This is a genomic window from Xanthomonas sp. NCPPB 2922 (genome assembly GCF_041520885.1).
In the GTDB taxonomy this organism is placed as follows: Bacteria; Pseudomonadota; Gammaproteobacteria; order Xanthomonadales; family Xanthomonadaceae; genus Xanthomonas; species Xanthomonas campestris.
Genome location: NZ_JBGOFY010000012.1, coordinates 51039 through 67232 on the forward strand (window position 1 = coordinate 51039; position 16194 = coordinate 67232).

The 16194-nt window shown below is 66.8% G+C and carries 10 protein-coding genes and 1 other RNA gene; 4 read left to right on the forward strand and 7 right to left on the reverse strand.

Features of this window, described 5'->3' with window-relative positions; translation table 11 throughout:
• Positions 1 to 3: 3 nt before the first annotated feature.
• The 4 genes from ACD584_RS14045 to ACD584_RS14060 all read right to left on the reverse strand — a co-directional run bounded on the left by ACD584_RS14045 (position 4) and on the right by ACD584_RS14060 (position 4617).
• Complete coding sequence (locus ACD584_RS14045; protein ID WP_175611707.1) at positions 4 to 2535, reverse strand: TonB-dependent receptor; 2532 nt, start codon at positions 2533 to 2535, stop codon at positions 4 to 6.
• Positions 2536 to 2939: 404 nt separating this feature from the next.
• Positions 2940 to 3011, reverse strand: a non-coding RNA gene (locus tag ACD584_RS14050) — sX9 sRNA.
• Between the two features lie 58 nt (positions 3012 to 3069).
• The gene (locus ACD584_RS14055; RefSeq protein ID WP_070694233.1) at positions 3070 to 4095 is read right to left on the reverse strand and encodes a FecR domain-containing protein; all 1026 of its coding nucleotides are present in this window, start codon (positions 4093 to 4095) and stop codon (positions 3070 to 3072) included.
• Positions 4096 to 4107: 12 nt separating this feature from the next.
• On the reverse strand, positions 4108 to 4617 hold the full coding sequence (locus ACD584_RS14060; RefSeq protein ID WP_011038677.1) for a sigma-70 family RNA polymerase sigma factor: 510 nt from the start codon (positions 4615 to 4617) through the stop codon (positions 4108 to 4110).
• Between the two features lie 477 nt (positions 4618 to 5094).
• Here ACD584_RS14060 and ACD584_RS14065 point away from each other — a divergent pair, with 477 nt between their 5' ends.
• Both ACD584_RS14065 and ACD584_RS14070 read left to right on the forward strand, forming a co-directional pair.
• Entirely contained in the window at positions 5095 to 5613 is a 519-nt protein-coding gene (locus ACD584_RS14065; RefSeq protein WP_076037303.1) for a hypothetical protein, read from the forward strand.
• Positions 5613 to 6530 carry an SMP-30/gluconolactonase/LRE family protein gene (locus ACD584_RS14070; RefSeq protein WP_076037304.1) on the forward strand — a complete coding sequence of 306 codons (918 nt, stop codon included), beginning with the start codon at positions 5613 to 5615 and terminating at the stop codon, positions 6528 to 6530. The genes ACD584_RS14065 and ACD584_RS14070 overlap by 1 nt, the downstream gene beginning before the upstream one ends.
• 210 nt (positions 6531 to 6740) lie before the next feature.
• On the opposite strand, the gene ACD584_RS14075 is transcribed toward ACD584_RS14070, so the two are convergent.
• Both ACD584_RS14075 and ACD584_RS14080 read right to left on the reverse strand, forming a co-directional pair.
• Positions 6741 to 9206 carry a hypothetical protein gene (locus tag ACD584_RS14075; RefSeq protein WP_076037305.1) on the reverse strand — a complete coding sequence of 822 codons (2466 nt, stop codon included), beginning with the start codon at positions 9204 to 9206 and terminating at the stop codon, positions 6741 to 6743.
• 602 nt (positions 9207 to 9808) lie between these two features.
• Positions 9809 to 11986 carry a hypothetical protein gene (locus tag ACD584_RS14080; protein WP_175611708.1) on the reverse strand — a complete coding sequence of 726 codons (2178 nt, stop codon included), beginning with the start codon at positions 11984 to 11986 and terminating at the stop codon, positions 9809 to 9811.
• 169 nt (positions 11987 to 12155) lie between these two features.
• On the opposite strand from ACD584_RS14080, the gene ACD584_RS14085 reads away from it, so the two are divergent.
• Entirely contained in the window at positions 12156 to 13670 is a 1515-nt protein-coding gene (locus tag ACD584_RS14085; RefSeq protein ID WP_076037307.1) for an acetyl-CoA hydrolase/transferase family protein, read from the forward strand.
• A gap of 194 nt (positions 13671 to 13864) precedes the next feature.
• The gene (locus ACD584_RS14090) at positions 13865 to 14011 is read left to right on the forward strand and encodes a hypothetical protein (protein WP_349764469.1); all 147 of its coding nucleotides are present in this window, start codon (positions 13865 to 13867) and stop codon (positions 14009 to 14011) included.
• Between the two features lie 804 nt (positions 14012 to 14815).
• Here the strand turns inward: ACD584_RS14090 and ACD584_RS14095 are convergent.
• Entirely contained in the window at positions 14816 to 15889 is a 1074-nt protein-coding gene (locus ACD584_RS14095; protein ID WP_076037309.1) for a 3-deoxy-7-phosphoheptulonate synthase, read from the reverse strand.
• Positions 15890 to 16194 lie beyond the last annotated feature (305 nt).

A 16194-nucleotide genomic window follows, 5' to 3' on the forward strand; every position in this document is an offset into this window, starting at 1 on the left:
GCATCACAGCGCGCCGCGTAGGGTCACCATCACGTTGCGCGGCTCGCCGTAATAGCGGCCATTCACGAAGCTCGACAAGGTGCTGTAGTAGCGCTTGTCGAACACGTTGTTGAGGTTCACCGCCAGCGACCACTGCCGGTTCACCTGGTAACGCGCCAGCGCATTCCACACCGCACGCCCGGGAATATCTGCAGTGGCCGCGCCGATCTGCCGATACGCCGCACTCTGCGCGCTCACGCCGCCCCCCACGGTGACGTCCTGCAACACGCCCGGCAGCCGGTAGGTGGTCCACACCCGCAGCAGGTGCTTGGGCGTGTAGCTGTTGAAGGTCTGGCCCTGGCTGCTGACATCCTGCAGATAGGTGGTGCGGTTGAAGGTGTAGCCGGCGAACAGGTTCCAGTCGCGCAGCACTTCGCCACTGACTTCCGCATCGAAGCCGCGGCTGCGCACCTTGCCGCTGTCGATGTAGCAGAAGTCGTTGTTGCGGCAGGTGGGACTGGTGCTCAGGTCGGCCTGCGCGCGGTTCTTCTGCTCCACCTGGAACAGCGCAAAGGCGGTATTGATGCGGCCATCCAGCCACTCGCCCTTGAGCCCCAGCTCGTAGTTGGCGCCGGTCATGGGCTTGAGCATGTCGCCGGCTTCGTTCTGCGCGTTCTGCGGCTGAAAAATATCCGCATAACTGGCATACGCCGACCAGGTGGGCGTGAGCGCGTACAGCAGGCCGGCATACGGGGTGACCTGCCCGGTTTCGCGGGTGTGTTCGATCGACTGCGAGGGCGACAGCCCGGTGGTGGTGGTGGTGTTCCATTTGGTGTCGTGCCAGCTCACGCGTGCACCCACGATCGCCTTCAGCGGGTCGGTCAGTTGCCAGCGCAACGCGCTGTACAGACCCAGCTCGCGCGAGGTGCCGTGACGCGCCTCGCGCGCACTGGCAAAGATTTCTTCATCGCTGATTGCACGCACGTTGCGTTGCAGCGAGAACACGTTGAAGGTCTGAAAGTTGTTCTTGTTGCCGTAAACCGTATCCACCGTGGTTTCGGCGTAGTTGCTGCCTAACACCAACTCGTGGCGCCGCCCGAGCGCGTTGAAATGCCCAATCACATTGGCATCCACGCCGGCCACGTCCGCTTCGGAAATCGTGCGTGCTGCCAGCAGGGCGCCGGTGCCGTTGGCCGGGTTGATCGCGCGGCTGGAGCTGGCGTACTTGAGGTTGTGCCGCTCATGCACCTGCACCGCGCTGAGCTTGAACACCCAATCGGCGTTGAAGCGATGGTCCAGGTCCAGGTACAGGCCGCGGTTGGACGAGGATTGCCGGTTCCACTGCGCGCCCAGGTTGGTGCTGCGCGGCAGGCCGATATCGCGGCCGTCGGTGTAACTCGGCAGGCCGCCAAAAAATGGCCGGCCTTCGACTTCTTCGTAGCTGGCGGCCAGGCTGACCTGGGTCTGCGGCGAGACGCTGTAATCCAGCGTGCCGTAATAGGTGGGCGTGCGCCGCTCCACACCATCGACGAACGAGCGCTGGTCCTGGTAGTCGATCACGCCGCGCGCGCGCAGGGCACCATCGTCGGTGAGGTTGGCGCTGGCATCCAGCAAGCCGCCATAGCGGTCCCAGGAGCCGGCCTGCAGCATCACGCTCACGCCGGGCACATCCAGCGGGCGCTTGCGCACCAGGTTCACCGCACCGCTGGGGTTGCCCGCGCCCTGCAGCAGGCCGGCGGCGCCGCGCAGCACTTCGGCACGGTCGTAGATGCCCATGTTGGCGCTGTAGTTGCTGGCGCGGCCATACATGCCGCGATTGAGCGGCACGCCGTCGTACTGCACGGTGGTGATGTCGAAACCGCGCGCATAGATGTATTTGCCACCCTGCGGGCTCTGCACGATGGTGATGCCGGTGGTGCTGGCCAGCGCGTCGTAGATCGAGGTGATGTTCTGCTCGTCCATCAGTTGGCGGGTGACCACGCTGATCGACTGCGGGATGTCCTTCAGGCGCTGCTCGCCACGGCCGATGCTGACCGCGCGCGCGGTATAGCTGCCGGTGCCGCTGGTGGCGGCGCGCCGCTCGGCCTGTGCGGTGACTTTCACCGTCGGCAGCAGCCAGGCATCCACTTCGCCCTGGCTGGTCACCGCCGCGGGCGCCGGGCGCAACACGTAGCCGCCGGTCTGCAGTGGCACGGCCTGCAACCCACTGCCGGCCAGCACCGCGGTGAGTGCGCCGGCAGCGGTGTAGTCGCCGTCCAGCCCGGCGGTGGTGCGTCCATCGGTCTGCGCAGCGGTGAAGCTCAGCAGCAGGTTGGCCGAGCCGGCCAGACTGCGCAGGGCCGGTGCCAGCGGCCCGGCCGGGATGCTGTAGCGCTGCCGGGCCGCGGACGCGGTTTGAGCATCCTGCGCGGCGGCAGCGGGACTGGTGGCGAGCACCGTCAGGCCGCACAGGGCCAGCGCAATCGCGGTGGCGATGGGCCTGGGCAGTGCAGCGCGCGGCAGTGAGAAGGGCAGCGAAACAGCGTGGTGGCCGCGGCGGCGGTCGGAGATGGACATGGGGGTTCCCGCAATCTGAGGTGGCGTCGCACTGACACCGTCATCAAGGAGGTGCCACGAGCGCGCCGATCGGGCAGACCATCGAGCAACTTTTTTTCGGGACTTGCGGCGGCGGTGTCTGCCGGGCGTCTGCAGACGCGGGCCGGACTGGCTGATGACCGCAGCGCGCGGTCGTCGGACAGAGGTGTCTTGCGCGAGCACCCGCAGATGGCGCGTTGGGAACTTCGGGCGCATACCGACTCGCCGACACCACGGCGTTGCGTGTCTGGCAGCCGCACCGGCGGCCTGACCAGCCCGGCGATGCGCACCTCGCCCATCGGACGTGCCCGCCCAGTTTTATTCAGCGCTGCGCCGCGTACGGCACGATCTGCAAAGCGCCGCAGCGCGATCGCCGCGTTTGGATCCGCGAAAAACGTAGCGAGCAATCGTCAGCAGATGCGGACGGCGCGGAGGAACTGGAGTGTCCGTAGGACCATAGGATTTCGAGTAACGGCCGCACCCGCCTCGCAGCTACGCAGTCGTTGATCGCTGCGCCTAACCGGCCGCCTGGATGCTCACCCAGTAGCGGCTGCGCTGGCGTACCCGCACTGGCAGCACGCTGGGCAGCATGGCCAGGATGCGGTCGGTATCGTCCAGCGGAAACACCCCGGAGACGCGCAAGCCGGCCACCGCCGGGTCGCAGCGCAGCAGCCCGGGGCGATACCGCTCCAGCTCGGCCACGAACGCATCCAGCCGCAACTCGTCGGCAATCAACTGCCCGCGCTCCCAGGCAGTGGCCTGCGCATCGGCCGGCCCCGGCGCCTGCAGGAACGCGGCATTGAACACGCATTGCTGGCCGGCCTGCACGCGGCGCGCGGCGTGAGTGGCATCACGCGGGCGGATCTCCACCGCGCTCTCCAGCACCGTGACCCGGCTCTGCGCCTGGTCCTGGCGTACGCAAAAGCGCGTGCCCAGCGCGCGGACATCGCCGTGCACGGTGCGCACCAGCAGTGGGCGCGGGTCCTGCGCGGCGCCCAGCGCGTGCGCGGTCACCACCATGATCTCGCCGGCCACCAGATCCAGCAGGCGCTGGTGCGTATCGAAGCGCACATCCACCGCGCTGCGCGTGTTGAGGGTCAGGCGGGTGCCGTCGCCCAGTTGCAGCACCCGGCGCTGCCCGGTGGCGGTGGCGTAGTCGGCCGTTGCCTGCTGCCAGCGCTGGGTGCGGGTGGCTAGCAGCCCGGTGACGCCGGCCACCCCGCCCCACAGCACCAGGTTGAGCGCCTTGCGCCGGCCCGGCGAGGCGGGGCGCTTGCCGTCGGCATACGGCGACAGGCTGCGGTAGGCCGCCTGCGGTGCCAGGGTCTTCAGCCGGCCGGTCACCGCCTCCAGATGCGCCCAGGCCCGCGCGTGGTCCGGATGCGCGGCGCGCCAGTGTTCCCAGTCACGTAATTGCGCCGCGCTGGCGGTGCCGGACATCAGCACCGTCAGCCACTCGGCGGCCTGGTCGGCCACCTCTGCGCTGATCGGCTGCCCGCCGGCCAGGGGCGTGCGCGGCGTGCTGGCGTTGCTCGCAGACATCGGTGCCACCACTCAGGCCGACACAGCGAACAGGCACTGCCGGTTGGCGCGCGTGAGGTACTGCTTGACCGAGCTGCTGGACACCCCCAGGCGCTGCGCGATCTGCGCGTAGCTGAGCTCGTGCAGGTGCGCCAGCAGGAAGGCCTCCTTCACTTTCGGCGGCAGGCCGTCCAGCGCCTGGTCCAGCTGCTGCACCGCCTCCAGCGCCAGCAGGTGCAGCTCCGGCGAAGGCGCCAGCTCTTCCGGCAACGTGGCCAGCATCTCCAGGTAGCTGGCCTCCAGCAGCTTGCGCCGCTGGCGGTGCGCCATCAGCCGCCGCGCGATGGTGGCCAGGAACGGCCGTGGCTCGCGGATCTGGTCGGCCGCGCCGGCATCGATCACGCTGATGAAGGTGTCCTGGGCCAGGTCGGCCGCCACGCACCCGTCGCCCAGCTTGCGCCGCAACCAGCCCTGCAGCCAGCCGTGGTGGTCGGTGTACAGGCGCTCCACCTGCTGCTGAAGCGCGACTTGCGTGGCCGACACGATGACCTCCTGGACGCCGGACCCGGGCAGGGGTGCGCCCGGGATTAAATGAGAATTGATCTCATTCTAACGGATGCGGCGCCGTGTTGCAGACGCGACCGGGTCTGCGCTGTTCCGGCGGGCAGCGCTGCTTGGCGGCAACGGAGCTCAGTTGCCACTGGCGGAATTCCTGGAATGCCAGTCGTTCGTGGATGGACAGCGATACACGGCTGCAATCGCAGGACGTGCGTATCGCGCTCATGCGCCAGGCAGTGCAGCTGAAGCTACGCGCCGGCGACCGACGCGCCTGCCCGAACTGCGCGCCAAGGCATGCCGTGCTGATGTCATCGCCATCGTCAGCAAGGCCACGCGCACCTGCCAGCAACGCGCATGCACCCGTCCACAGTCGCCCTGTGCACCGGTTCGACCTTTTACGCCTCGCAGACAACGCCCTGACAAACGCCATGCTGCACTGCGGTTTTCGCACGAGGTCACCGCATGTCGCCCACCCTGTTGCCCGCCGCGGCCCTGCCCTCGCAGGTCGCGCTGCATAACGACGGTACCGATCAGGCCCTGCCGCCCAGCCTGCCGTTCCTGCATCTGTGGACCGGCCCGGACGGGCTGAGCCGGCTCAATGCCTCGCAGTTGGCCGGCTTCCAGAGCAAAAGCGTGGGCGGTGGCGCCGCGCCGCAGTGGCTGCGGCCGTTTCCCGGCGAGGTGGTGGGCGTGCAGTTTGCGGTGCTGCCGGTGGGCTGGGTCGGCGACTGGCACGAAAGCCCGCACCCGCAGTGGGTGATCCCGCTGCGCGGGCGCTGGTTCATCGAAACCGGCGACGGCACGCGCGTGGAAATGGGCCCCGGCGATATCCACTTCGGCCAGGACCAGGGCACCACCGATGCACGTGGCCACCGCTCCGGCCAACTGGGCGACACGCCCTGCCTGCAGATGATGGTGCAGTTTGCGCACTCCCCCGGCGTGGCGGCAGCGCATCCGTTCGATGAAGCAGCGGCGCCATGATGGACAGCCATTGCCGCGTCCGCCCGACCGGCCCGGCCGCTCCCGCCGACTGCGACCCGCCCCGCACCACGCATGCCGCCCTGGCCGCACGGCTGGGCGATGCGCGCCTGCTCACCCTGTACGACCAGGCCACCTGGAGCGAAGGTCCCACCTGGTGGGAGGCCCGGCGCACGCTGGTGTGGAGCGACCTGGTTGGCCGCCGCGTGCTGGGGTGGCGCGAAGACGGCGCCGTGGATGTGCTGCTGGATGCCACCGCCTTCACCAATGGCAACGCGGTGGATGCGCAGCAGCGCCTGGTGCACTGCGAACACGGCCGGCGCGCCATCACCCGCAGCGATGCCGATGGCCAGGCCCACCTGCTGGTGGGCCGCTACGCCGGCAAGCGGCTCAACTCGCCCAATGACCTGATCGTGGCGCGCGATGGCGCGATCTGGTTCACCGACCCGCCGTTCGGCCTGCGCAAGCCCAGCCAGGGCTGCCCGGCCGATCCGGAGCTCGCCCACCACAGCGTGTACCGGCTGCCGCCGGACGGCGGCCCGCTGCAGCGCATGGCCGACCTGGACCACCCCAACGGGCTGGCGTTCTCGCCCGACGAGCAAACCTTGTACGTCTCGCAGACGCCGGAGCAGGGACACGGCAGCGTGGAAATCACCGCGTTTGCCTGGCGCGATGGCGCGCTGCACGACCGCCGCCACTTCGCCAGCGTCCCGGACGGGCTGCCGGATGGCTTTTGTGTGGATCGCGGCGGCTGGCTATGGAGCAGCTCCGGCACCGGCGTGTGCGTATTCGACAGCGACGGGCAGCTGCTCGGGCACATCCCCACGCCGGGCACCGCCTCCAACTGCATCTTCGACCAGGCACAGCAGCGGCTGTTCATCACCGGCGGGCCGTGTCTGTGGATGCTGCCGTTGCCCTGAGCATATGCGCAGACGCGCGGCGTAGACTGTTCAGGCAATAAAAAAGCCCGCTTGCAGCGAACTGCCAGCGGGCTTTGCTCCCTCCCCCACGTCGGGATGCAGGATCATAGTGCGCGCCTGTTCGGCGACTTGCACGCTGCACTGCAAAACAATACCCGGCAGTACAGAACTAGAGTTTTTCCTTCACATCGGACTCGCCACGTGCGGGCCTCAGCGCAACAGATCCGGCTGCGCGCGATACCACTCGGCGGCGCGTAGCAGATGCCATTCGGGCGTGTCGTTGCGCAAGCCCACCGCCGCACTCAATACACCCCAGCGCGCCAACAGGCTGCCGCTACGTTGCGTGCCACGCAGACGCAAACGTGCATCCACCTGATAACGCGCGTTGTGCGCCTGCAAGCGATCCACGATCACTTCATCGCCTTGCCAATGCACGCGCGCGGTGAGCTGCGCCTGGCCGGCGTCCACCAGCCGCACCATCCAGTTGGGCAACGACCGATCGCGTGCATAGATGGCCATCAAGAACGCCAGGTCACGCACGTCGATGCGCACGCGTCCATCCACACCCACTGGCGCATGCCAGTGCATGTGCGTGTCATCCAGCACGATGCGCGCCCACCAGCCATCGCGTCGCTGTCCATCGGGGCCGGTGAAACCGACATTGCGCAGGTCGATCTGGCTGGCATCAAGGCGGAAATTTTCTGCACGCAGATCGCCGCGTTGCAGTTGCAGGTTTGCATCCACATCGCCGCGCAACGCGAGCCCGGCAAACTGCAGGCGTGCCGACCGCGCGGCGATGCGCAAACCGCCCTTGCCGATACGTCCGCCCGGCTCGATCTGCAGATCGCCACTGAGCGCACCGCTGCCCCCATCGAACCGAAGCTGCTGTTGCGGCAGGTAGCGGTTATAGGCGCGCAGGTCTGGCACACGCGCATTGGTGAACACCAGATGCGCGCGCGTGGTGTCGCGCAAGCTGGCCAGGGTGCGTGCGTCGGCGCGGGTCTGCAGGTCCAGGCGCAGATCGCGCCCTTGCACGAACGGGCGCGCAAGTGCCGTGCGGTGGGCGATTGAAAACTGCTGCATGCGCAGTGCCAGCGACGGCAGCAGATGGCCGGCGGCATCGGCCTCCACGCGCAGGTCGGCGCTGGCCTGGCCTTCGATGGCGTGCTCCATCACGCCCACGCGCGCGGTGACGCGCGGCACCTGCAATCGGCTGCCGGCGGCCAGCTGTCCGCGCACGATGCGCAGGTCTGCATCCACCAGGCCGTCGCCCTCCAGCGTCAGCCAATCCACGCCGGGAAACAGTGCCGGAATCCAGCTCAGCGAGGCCAGCTGCCAATGCATGCGCGCGTGCCCGGACGTCCGCGGCAACAGGTTGCGCGGCGCCTGCAGTGGCAACCGCCGGCCCTGCACGCGCAGGTCCGCATCCAACGTCAGGCCGGCATCGGCCGGCTCGGGCATGCTGCCGCGCAGGCGCATGTCCTGATCCACCTGCAACTGCGCGGCCAGCTCGCCCAGCAATGCGTTTGGTGTGCGGGTACCGTCATGCAACGGCGCCCGCCATTGCAGATGGCTCCCCGGCTGCAGTTCACCGCGCGCCCAGCGCAGCTCGCCATCGGCACGGCCTTGCCCGGCTCGCGTCTTGAGCCTGGTTTTTCCTTGCGCATCGCGTGTCACTTCCAGCGCGGCGGTATCGCCACGCACACCGATGAGCGCGTCGGTGAGTTGCAACACCGCCAACCCGCGTGCCTGCGCCCCTGTATGCCGCGCAATGCTGGCTTCCAACCGTAACTGGCCATTGCGCAGCAGCTCGGTACCGGCCCAGTGCAGCGTGGCGTGCTCGAACACCGCACGCGATGGAAACACTTCGATCGGCCCGCCGCGCAATTGCTTGAACAGGCCGAATTGCAGCTGCCCGTCACCGGCGATCTGCAGCTGGCGAAGTGTCAGCGCATGCACCTGCTCGGCGACGATGCGATCGAACTGCAACGTCCACGCGGGGGAGTGGGTTTGACTGCGGGTGGAGCGTGCTGCTGGCTGCGTTGTTGCGGTGGCGGCTGCGGCAGTGGATGCGTTGGGCGCGGTGGCTGCAGTGGCAGCGGTGGGCGCTTCGCCAGCTGCGGCGGTGGATGCGTTCGCTGCCTTGGTTGCAGCAGGATTGACTGGCATCCCATCGGCTTGCGAAGCGCGTGGCGCAGATGCGCCGGTTGTAGTTGTCGCTGTCGCTGCGGCGCTAGAGGCAGTTGCAGTTGCAGTTGCCGATGAAGAGGCGGGCGCGGGAGATGCCACAGCGGCGCCTGGCAGGTCGGACGCATGCAAGCCGCCGCGCACACCCTGCGCATGTAGCTCCGGCACCAACAGTTGGCGATGCAACAGCGGCAGCAAGCGCACCTGGCCATGCAGGCGGTCCGCGCTCGCCTCCCAACGGCTGCGCGTCGTGCGGCCGTGCAAGCTGACGTCCCACAAGGTCAGGCGGCCCGGCCACCAGGTCATCCCCGCGCCCCACTGCATGGCGAAGCGGTCCGGCGTGCGATTGAGTGCGGCAGTGCCCAGCGGCGTATTGAGGAACAGATTGCCGAGCAGCAGGTACGCGGCGTACAGCGCCACCACCGCAAGCACCGGCCAACGCACGGCGCGGGGCACGGCACGCCAACGGGCGCGGACAGGCATCGTCATGACGGCAAGCTCCTGAAGACCGCGCAGGCGGCACAGCGCAGTGTGCCAAGCCACGCGTGATTGTCACGCGCAGCGGTGCGCGTCGCGATTGGTGTGATCGGGGCATTGCCTATGTGGCGATCCCATCGGTCGCAGCATCTCGTAGAGCGCACCGGGGCGCGACTGGGCATCACCGGGAAACCCTTGTCGCGCCCAGGTGCGCTCCTACGTGGTTATTCGCGTCAATCAGACGCGGTGTACGCGCGCCGATGACAAAAGACCGCCACACGTCCAATTACCCGCGAGCAAACGCGCTCGCGGTTGCTCCTGCATATTCCCGTCCGCCGCAGCAGCCCGTAGGAGCGCAGCCGGGGCGCGACGGGCATTACCGGGAAATCCTTGTCGCGCCCAAGCGCGCTCCTACGTGGTTATTCGCGTCACCATCGCTGTGTAAGCATGCCGATGACGACAGACCGCGACAAACGTGGTTTCCCACGAACTACATGCGTTGGTAGTTGCTCCCGCGTATCCGCTAAGCCGCAGCAGACCGTAGGAACCCACCCGGGCGCAATGTAGCGTTACTGGTAGATCCCCTAGCGCCCGGGTGCGCTCCACGCACACGCTCACTTCTTGTTCGCCATCGGCGGCAGCAAGGACGGGCGCCCCTCGTACCACTCGCGTGCGCCGGCTAGGTGCCATTGGCGCTGTTGGCCATCGAGCTCGATGCCTGCACCAAGCACGCCCCAGCGCAGATACAGGTCGCCCCGCTTGTGATCGTCGTCAATCGCCAAACGGGCGCGCAGCGACAGGCGTGCGTTCTCCGCGTGCAGGTCGTCCACCACCACCTGCTGCTTGCGCCAGCGCAGCCGGCCGGTGGCGTCGAGCTGGCCGGCATCCAGCAGGCCCAGCACCCAGCGCGGGTAATCGGCGCGTTGTGCGAACACCGACAGCAGCGGCGCGGCATCGCGCATGCGCACTGCCGCATCGGCATCCACCTGGAAGGGCGCGGTGGCCTGAATCGTGCCGGCCGGCACCTCCAACTCGCCCCACCAGGCGGCATCGGTGGCGGCGTCGCCCACGCGCATGTTGCGCAAGCGAATGTGCGTGCCACTCAGGTCGAAGAACATGGCCTTGAAGTCGGCACGCCGCAGGGTCGCCTGCAATTGCGCATCGCCGCGCATCTGGATGCCGGCGATGGACAGGTGCGCGCCCTGCCCGCGCAGGTCCGCATGGCCGTTGCCCACGTCACCGGCCGCATTGAGCGCCACCTCGCCACTCAGGCGGCCGCTGCCACCCAGCAGGCGCACGGTCTTACCGGAGAGATAGCGGTTGTAGACGGTGAGGTCCGGCACGCGCGCATCGCTGAAACGCAGCTGCGCCTTCATTGTTTCGCGCAGCCGCGCCAACTCCGCATCGCCCTGCATGGCCAGTTGCAGGTCGCGGCCGTCCAGCAATACCTGCCGTGGCGCATCGCTGGGCGTAGCCTTGAACGTGGGGATACCCACATCCAGATGCGCCTGCGGCGTGGCGGCATCGTCGATGTGCCCGTGCGCCTTGGCAACACCGGCCAGGCGGGTGCCAGCCACCTGTGCCACCGCTTCCACCCGCGGGATATCCAGCGTGCTGCCACTGGCCAGCCGGCCCTGCGCCAGGCGCAGATCCGCCTCGACCAGGCCACCGCCTTCCAGCTGAAACCACGGCTTGCGCACGAACAACTCGGCAATCCAGTTCAGCGATTCGAACTTCCAGCGGCCGCGTACCTGTCCGGACAGGCGCGGCAGCAGTTGCGCCGGTGCGGCGAACGGAATGCTGCGGCCGGCGATGCGCAGATCGGCATCCAGTTCGCTGCCGGTGTCCGCATCGCGCGGCAGCCGTGCCTGCACGCGGATGTCCTGCGCCACATCCAGCTGCAGTGCGAGCATGCCGCGATCGGTGGCACCCACACCGGCCAGCAACGGCAGCCGCCACACCGCACGGCTACCCGGCTTCAAGGCCCCGTTTTCCAGCGTGATATCGGCCTCCACGCGTGCGGCGGAAGGGCCGCTGCTGATGTCCACGTGCGGCGCGCCGGTGTCGATCTTCAGCGCCACCGTGCTGGCGTTGAGCTTCAGGCGTGCACGGGTGATGCCGAGCTTGCGCAGGCCCGGGGCCTGGTCGCGGTAATGGCGGGGGAACTGGAACTGCGCGTCCAGTTGCGCGCCGTTGAACACCTGCACGCCGTCGTAGCTGACCACCGCATCGGTAAAGCCCGCTTCGGAAGGAAACAACTCCGATGGCCCGCCCTTGAGCTGTTTGAGAAAGCCCACCGTGCCGTGGCCATGCCCGGCGATGAGCAACTTGCCCAGACGCGCACTGCGGATGCTGGTACTGCTGATCGCATCGAAGCGCAGCGTCCAGCCGCGGTTGCCGCGCGGCGGCGGCGGGATGGCCTTTTCGGCGGTTTCAACCTCGGCACTGAGGCCGGACGCATGCAGCCACGGCAGCCGTACCTCGCGCCGGAACAACGGCAGTAGCGCGATGCGCGCATGCGCGCGGTCGGCATGGAAGACATACACGGTCCGGTTGGCCTGCCCGCGCATGCGCACGTTCCAGGCCATCACCTGCCCCGGAAACACCGTGATTGCCGGGCCGGTCTGCATGGTGAACTTGTGCGGCTGCCGGTTGGTGGTGGCATCGAACAGCGGCGTGTTGAGAAAAATGTTGCCGGCCAGCAGATACAGCACGTACAGCCCCAGCAACACGACCACTGCAATGCGCCATGGCCGGGGCCAGCGCTGGAAGCGATCGCGAAGAGAGGGCATGGGTGCGCAGTGTGATGAGTCCACCGCCACTATCCCGGTTGGGCCGACGGCGACGCGTGAATGCCGGCGCCGCCGCCTGAGCGCACACACCATTGCACCATCGTCGAAGCCCCGCCCAGGCAGTGCAACGGCGATAATTCGGTTTCCCCCGTAACACGCGTGCCGCCCCATGTCCGACGAACGCATCCTCAACGCGCCGCTGCGCGACCGCCTGGTCTCTGCCGAGGCCGCTGCTGCGCTGATCCAGCCCGGCGAAACCGTGGCGATGAGCGGCTTCACCGGGTCGGGTTATCCCAAGGCAGTGCCCATGGCGCTGGCGCAGCGCATCGAAGCGGCGCACCTGCAGGGCGAGGCGTTCCAGATCAAGCTGATGACCGGCGCCTCCACCGCGCCGGAGCTCGATGGCGCGCTGGCCAAGGCCGACGGCATCGCCATGCGCATGCCGTTCCAGTCCGACCCGGATGCGCGCCAGCGCATCAATGCCGGCACGCTGGACTACATCGATATCCATCTGAGCCACGTTGCCCAGCACGTGTGGTTCGGCTTCTACGGGCAGATTGACACCGCGGTGGTGGAAGTGTCGGCAATCCGTGCCGACGGCAGCCTGGTGCCGTCCACCTCCATCGGTAACAACAAGACCTGGCTGGACCTGGCCAGCAAAGTGATCATCGAGGTCAACGACTGGCAACCGGCCGGCCTGGATGGCATGCACGATGTGTATTACGGCACCGCGCTGCCGCCGCACCGCAAACCGATTCCGCTGCTGCACGGCGACGACCGCATCGGCGAGCCCAGCCTGCGCTGCGACCCGGACAAGATCGTGGCCGTGGTGCGTACGCATGGCCCGGACCGCAACAGCCCGTTTGCCGCCGCCGATGACAGCAGCGAGCGCATCGCCGAACACCTGATCGCCTTCCTGCGCCACGAGGTAAGCAAGGGCCGGCTGCCGGCGAACCTGCTGCCGCTGCAATCGGGCGTGGGCAATATTCCCAATGCGGTGCTGGCCGGCCTGGCACGCAGCGGTTTTCGCGACCTGGAAGCCTTCACCGAAGTGATCCAGGACGGCATGCTGGCGCTGCTGCGCGATGGCGTCTTGCGTTATGCCTCGTGCACCGGTTTTGCGCTCAGCCCGGAAGGCAACGAAGAATTCAAGCGCAATATCGATTTCTACCGGCAGCGCATCGTGATGCGCACGCAGGAAATCTCCAACCATCCCGAGCTGGTGCGGCGGCTGGGCTGCATCGGCATGAACGGCATGATCGAGGCCGACCTGTACGGCAACGTCAATTCCACCCATGTCATGGGCAGCCGCATCATGAACGGCATCGGCGGCTCGGGCGATTTCGCGCGCAACGGGTTCCTGTCGATCTTCCTCAGCCCCAGCATCGCCAAGGCCGGCAGTATTTCTTCAATTGTGCCGATGGTCAGCCATGTCGACCACACCGAACACGACGTCTCAGTGATCGTGACCGAACAAGGCCTGGCCGACCTGCGCGGCCTGACGCCCAAGCAACGTGCACGCCAGCTGCTGGAGCACTGCGTGCATCCGCGTTACCGCGACGCGCTGGAAGACTACGTGGCACGTGCCAATCGCGACAGCTATGGCAAGCACACGCCGCATCTGCTGACCGAAGCATTGGCGTGGCACCAGCGGTGGCTGGAGACTGGAGATATGTTGGGGTGAGTTGGGGATTCGGGATTCGGGATTCGTCAGTTTCAGCCGCTCTTTGCGGCGCGATCGATGTGTTGCACGAACTTCAACTTGGGCCGGTGCTTTGCCGTAGATACTTGGCCGCGCCGCAGCCTTAGCGGCTCGCATCATGGGTGTCGTCGCTTTTCGCAACACGCATGAATCATGCTGTGGCAATGCGAACTGCCATGCTATTGCTGTTGCTGTTGCTGTTGCTGTTGTTGTTGTTGTTGCTGTTGTTGCTGTTGTTGCTGTTGTTGCTGTTGTTGCTGTTGCTGTTGCTGTTGTTGCTGTTGTTGTTGCTGTTGTTGTTGCTGTTGTTGCTGCTGCGCTGAAGCTGCGCAGCACGGTGCTTTCGGGGACGCCATGGTTCGACGGCAACGCTCCTACCCTTCTGATTCTTGCGGCATGCGAACGCTGCGCTGCAGCCCTGCTTTTGTCGGTGTGCACGCACAGCACAGAGCTCAACATGCGATTGCCATACCTGGCATTTAACGCTTCCCAAACTTCATTGCTGGCGTTGCCACGCTACGACATCGCGCTGGCACGTGGGTCGCGGATAACGTTCCTGCCCGCCCGTCACCGGCGGCAGGACGCCCCTCTGTCCCCTCCTGCCGCCGGTGACATCGGGTCATCACTGGGTGGTGTCCAATCCGTCGGGCCGGCTCCCTGTGCCGGCCCGGCGTTCTTGTTTTAGAACGCCATCGACCAACACTAATGCGCTCACCGTCAGGCTACTCGATGCGTTTTGTTGGCCGCTCGTGCCAACGAGATTATCGCCACCGGCGTGCAAGCACTTGTTTGGATGTGCTGCGTTTGGATGTGCTGCGTTTTTATGGGTGGCGCTTTGAAGATTTCGAGCACTGCTTGACGATGCCGAACCATGACTGTGCTGCGCTTTTGATGTGCTGCACGCAAATATTCTGGCCTTTGAATCTGTTGCACATGCACGCTTGTTACGACTACGGGTCAGTTGCAGGCACACGGCTTGGAATGGCTGTCTTCCGCCGTACCCTCACCCCAACCCCTCTCCCGGCGGGAGAGCGGCTTTATCCCTTCTCCCGCCGGGAGAAGGTGGCGCGGAGCGCCGGATGAGGGTGCGGGCGAAGCCTCGTATTCTCACGCCACTGCCTCAACGATCACGCGGCCTCGGCAACCCGCCGCGCACGACGTGCACGCACCGCACTCGCCAGGCGTTCCAGCACCTGCAGCGAGGTGTCCCAATCCAGGCAACCGTCGGTGATGCTCTGGCCGTAGGTCAGCGTGCCGCCCGGCACCAGTTCCTGCCGGCCGCCGACCAGGTGGCTTTCCACCATCACGCCAACGATGCGCGTCTCGCCGCCCTCCAGCTGCGTGGCGATGTCGTCGATGACCCTGGGCTGGTTGTCCGGGTTCTTGCCGCTGTTGGCGTGGCTGGCGTCGATCATCAGCCGCGCCGGCAACCCGGCCTTGTTGAGCACCTGGCTGGATGCTTCCACATTGGCGGCGTCGAAGTTGGGTTGCTTGCCGCCGCGCAAAATCACATGACAATCCGGGTTGCCCGCGGTGGCCGCCACCGCGGTGTGGCCATCCTTGGTCACCGCCAGGAAATGGTGCGGATGCGAGGCCGCACCCACCGCGTCCACGGCAATCTTGACGTCGCCACCGGTGCCGTTCTTGAACCCCACCGGGCAGGATAGGCCAGAGGCCATTTCGCGATGCACCTGGCTTTCGGTGGTCCGCGCGCCGATCGCGCCCCAGGCCACCAGGTCGGCGATGTACTGCGGCGAGATGATGTCGAGAAATTCAACGCCAGCCGGCAGGCCGAGGTTATTGATATCGCGCAGCAAGCCACGCGCCACGCGCAGGCCCTTGTTGATCTGGAAACTGCCATCCAGGTCCGGGTCGTTGATCAGGCCCTTCCAGCCGATGGTGGTGCGCGGCTTTTCGAAGTACACGCGCATCACGATTTCCAGCGCGTCGCCAAACTGCTCACGCAAGGGGCGCAGACGCTGCGCGTACTCCATCGCGGCCACGGGGTCGTGGATCGAACAGGGGCCGATCACCACCGCCAGGCGGTCGTCGCGCCCGTGCAGAATCTCGTGCAGGGCCGCACGTGCGTTGGTGACGGTCTCGGAGGCGCGCTCATCGCAGGGCAGCAGCGACAGCAGCTGCGAGGGCGGGGTCAACGGTTCGATCTTGCGGATACGCAGGTCATCGGTCAGCGGCGGCATAACGTTGTCTCGGGTCGGCGGTGCATCAGGGAAGCCAGGCGAGGCGGCAACAAAAAAGCCGCCAGTGTGCGCTGGCGGCTTTTCGGGAATGCTGCTGAAGTTTCCTTCAGGGTGAGCGCACTCCTTCCTCCGCCAGCGGCATCGGAAAACCGTAGTACCAAAAATAAAATTGGCTGCGGGGTGCGTTCATGGGGTGCATTGATAACACGCACGTTTCGGGTGTGCCACTGTTTCATCGGCAACGGAAAAGTGCAGCTGCGCGTTCGCGCTACCTTCTCGCCTACCCCGAGTCACACTGACGTTGC

What these genes read in the sequence shown, in the direction of transcription:
- ACD584_RS14045 (WP_175611707.1), bottom strand. Translation starts at nt 2,535, where the DNA reads ATGTCCATCTCCGACCGCCGCCGCGGCCACCACGCTGTTTCGCTGCCC.
- ACD584_RS14055 (WP_070694233.1), bottom strand. Translation starts at nt 4,095, where the DNA reads ATGTCTGCGAGCAACGCCAGCACGCCGCGCACGCCCCTGGCCGGCGGG.
- ACD584_RS14065 (WP_076037303.1), top strand. Translation starts at nt 5,095, where the DNA reads ATGTCGCCCACCCTGTTGCCCGCCGCGGCCCTGCCCTCGCAGGTCGCG.
- ACD584_RS14070 (WP_076037304.1), top strand. Translation starts at nt 5,613, where the DNA reads ATGGACAGCCATTGCCGCGTCCGCCCGACCGGCCCGGCCGCTCCCGCC.
- ACD584_RS14075 (WP_076037305.1), bottom strand. Translation starts at nt 9,206, where the DNA reads ATGACGATGCCTGTCCGCGCCCGTTGGCGTGCCGTGCCCCGCGCCGTG.
- ACD584_RS14080 (WP_175611708.1), bottom strand. Translation starts at nt 11,986, where the DNA reads ATGCCCTCTCTTCGCGATCGCTTCCAGCGCTGGCCCCGGCCATGGCGC.
- ACD584_RS14085 (WP_076037307.1), top strand. Translation starts at nt 12,156, where the DNA reads ATGTCCGACGAACGCATCCTCAACGCGCCGCTGCGCGACCGCCTGGTC.
- ACD584_RS14090 (WP_349764469.1), top strand. Translation starts at nt 13,865, where the DNA reads ATGCTATTGCTGTTGCTGTTGCTGTTGCTGTTGTTGTTGTTGTTGCTG.
- ACD584_RS14095 (WP_076037309.1), bottom strand. Translation starts at nt 15,889, where the DNA reads ATGCCGCCGCTGACCGATGACCTGCGTATCCGCAAGATCGAACCGTTG.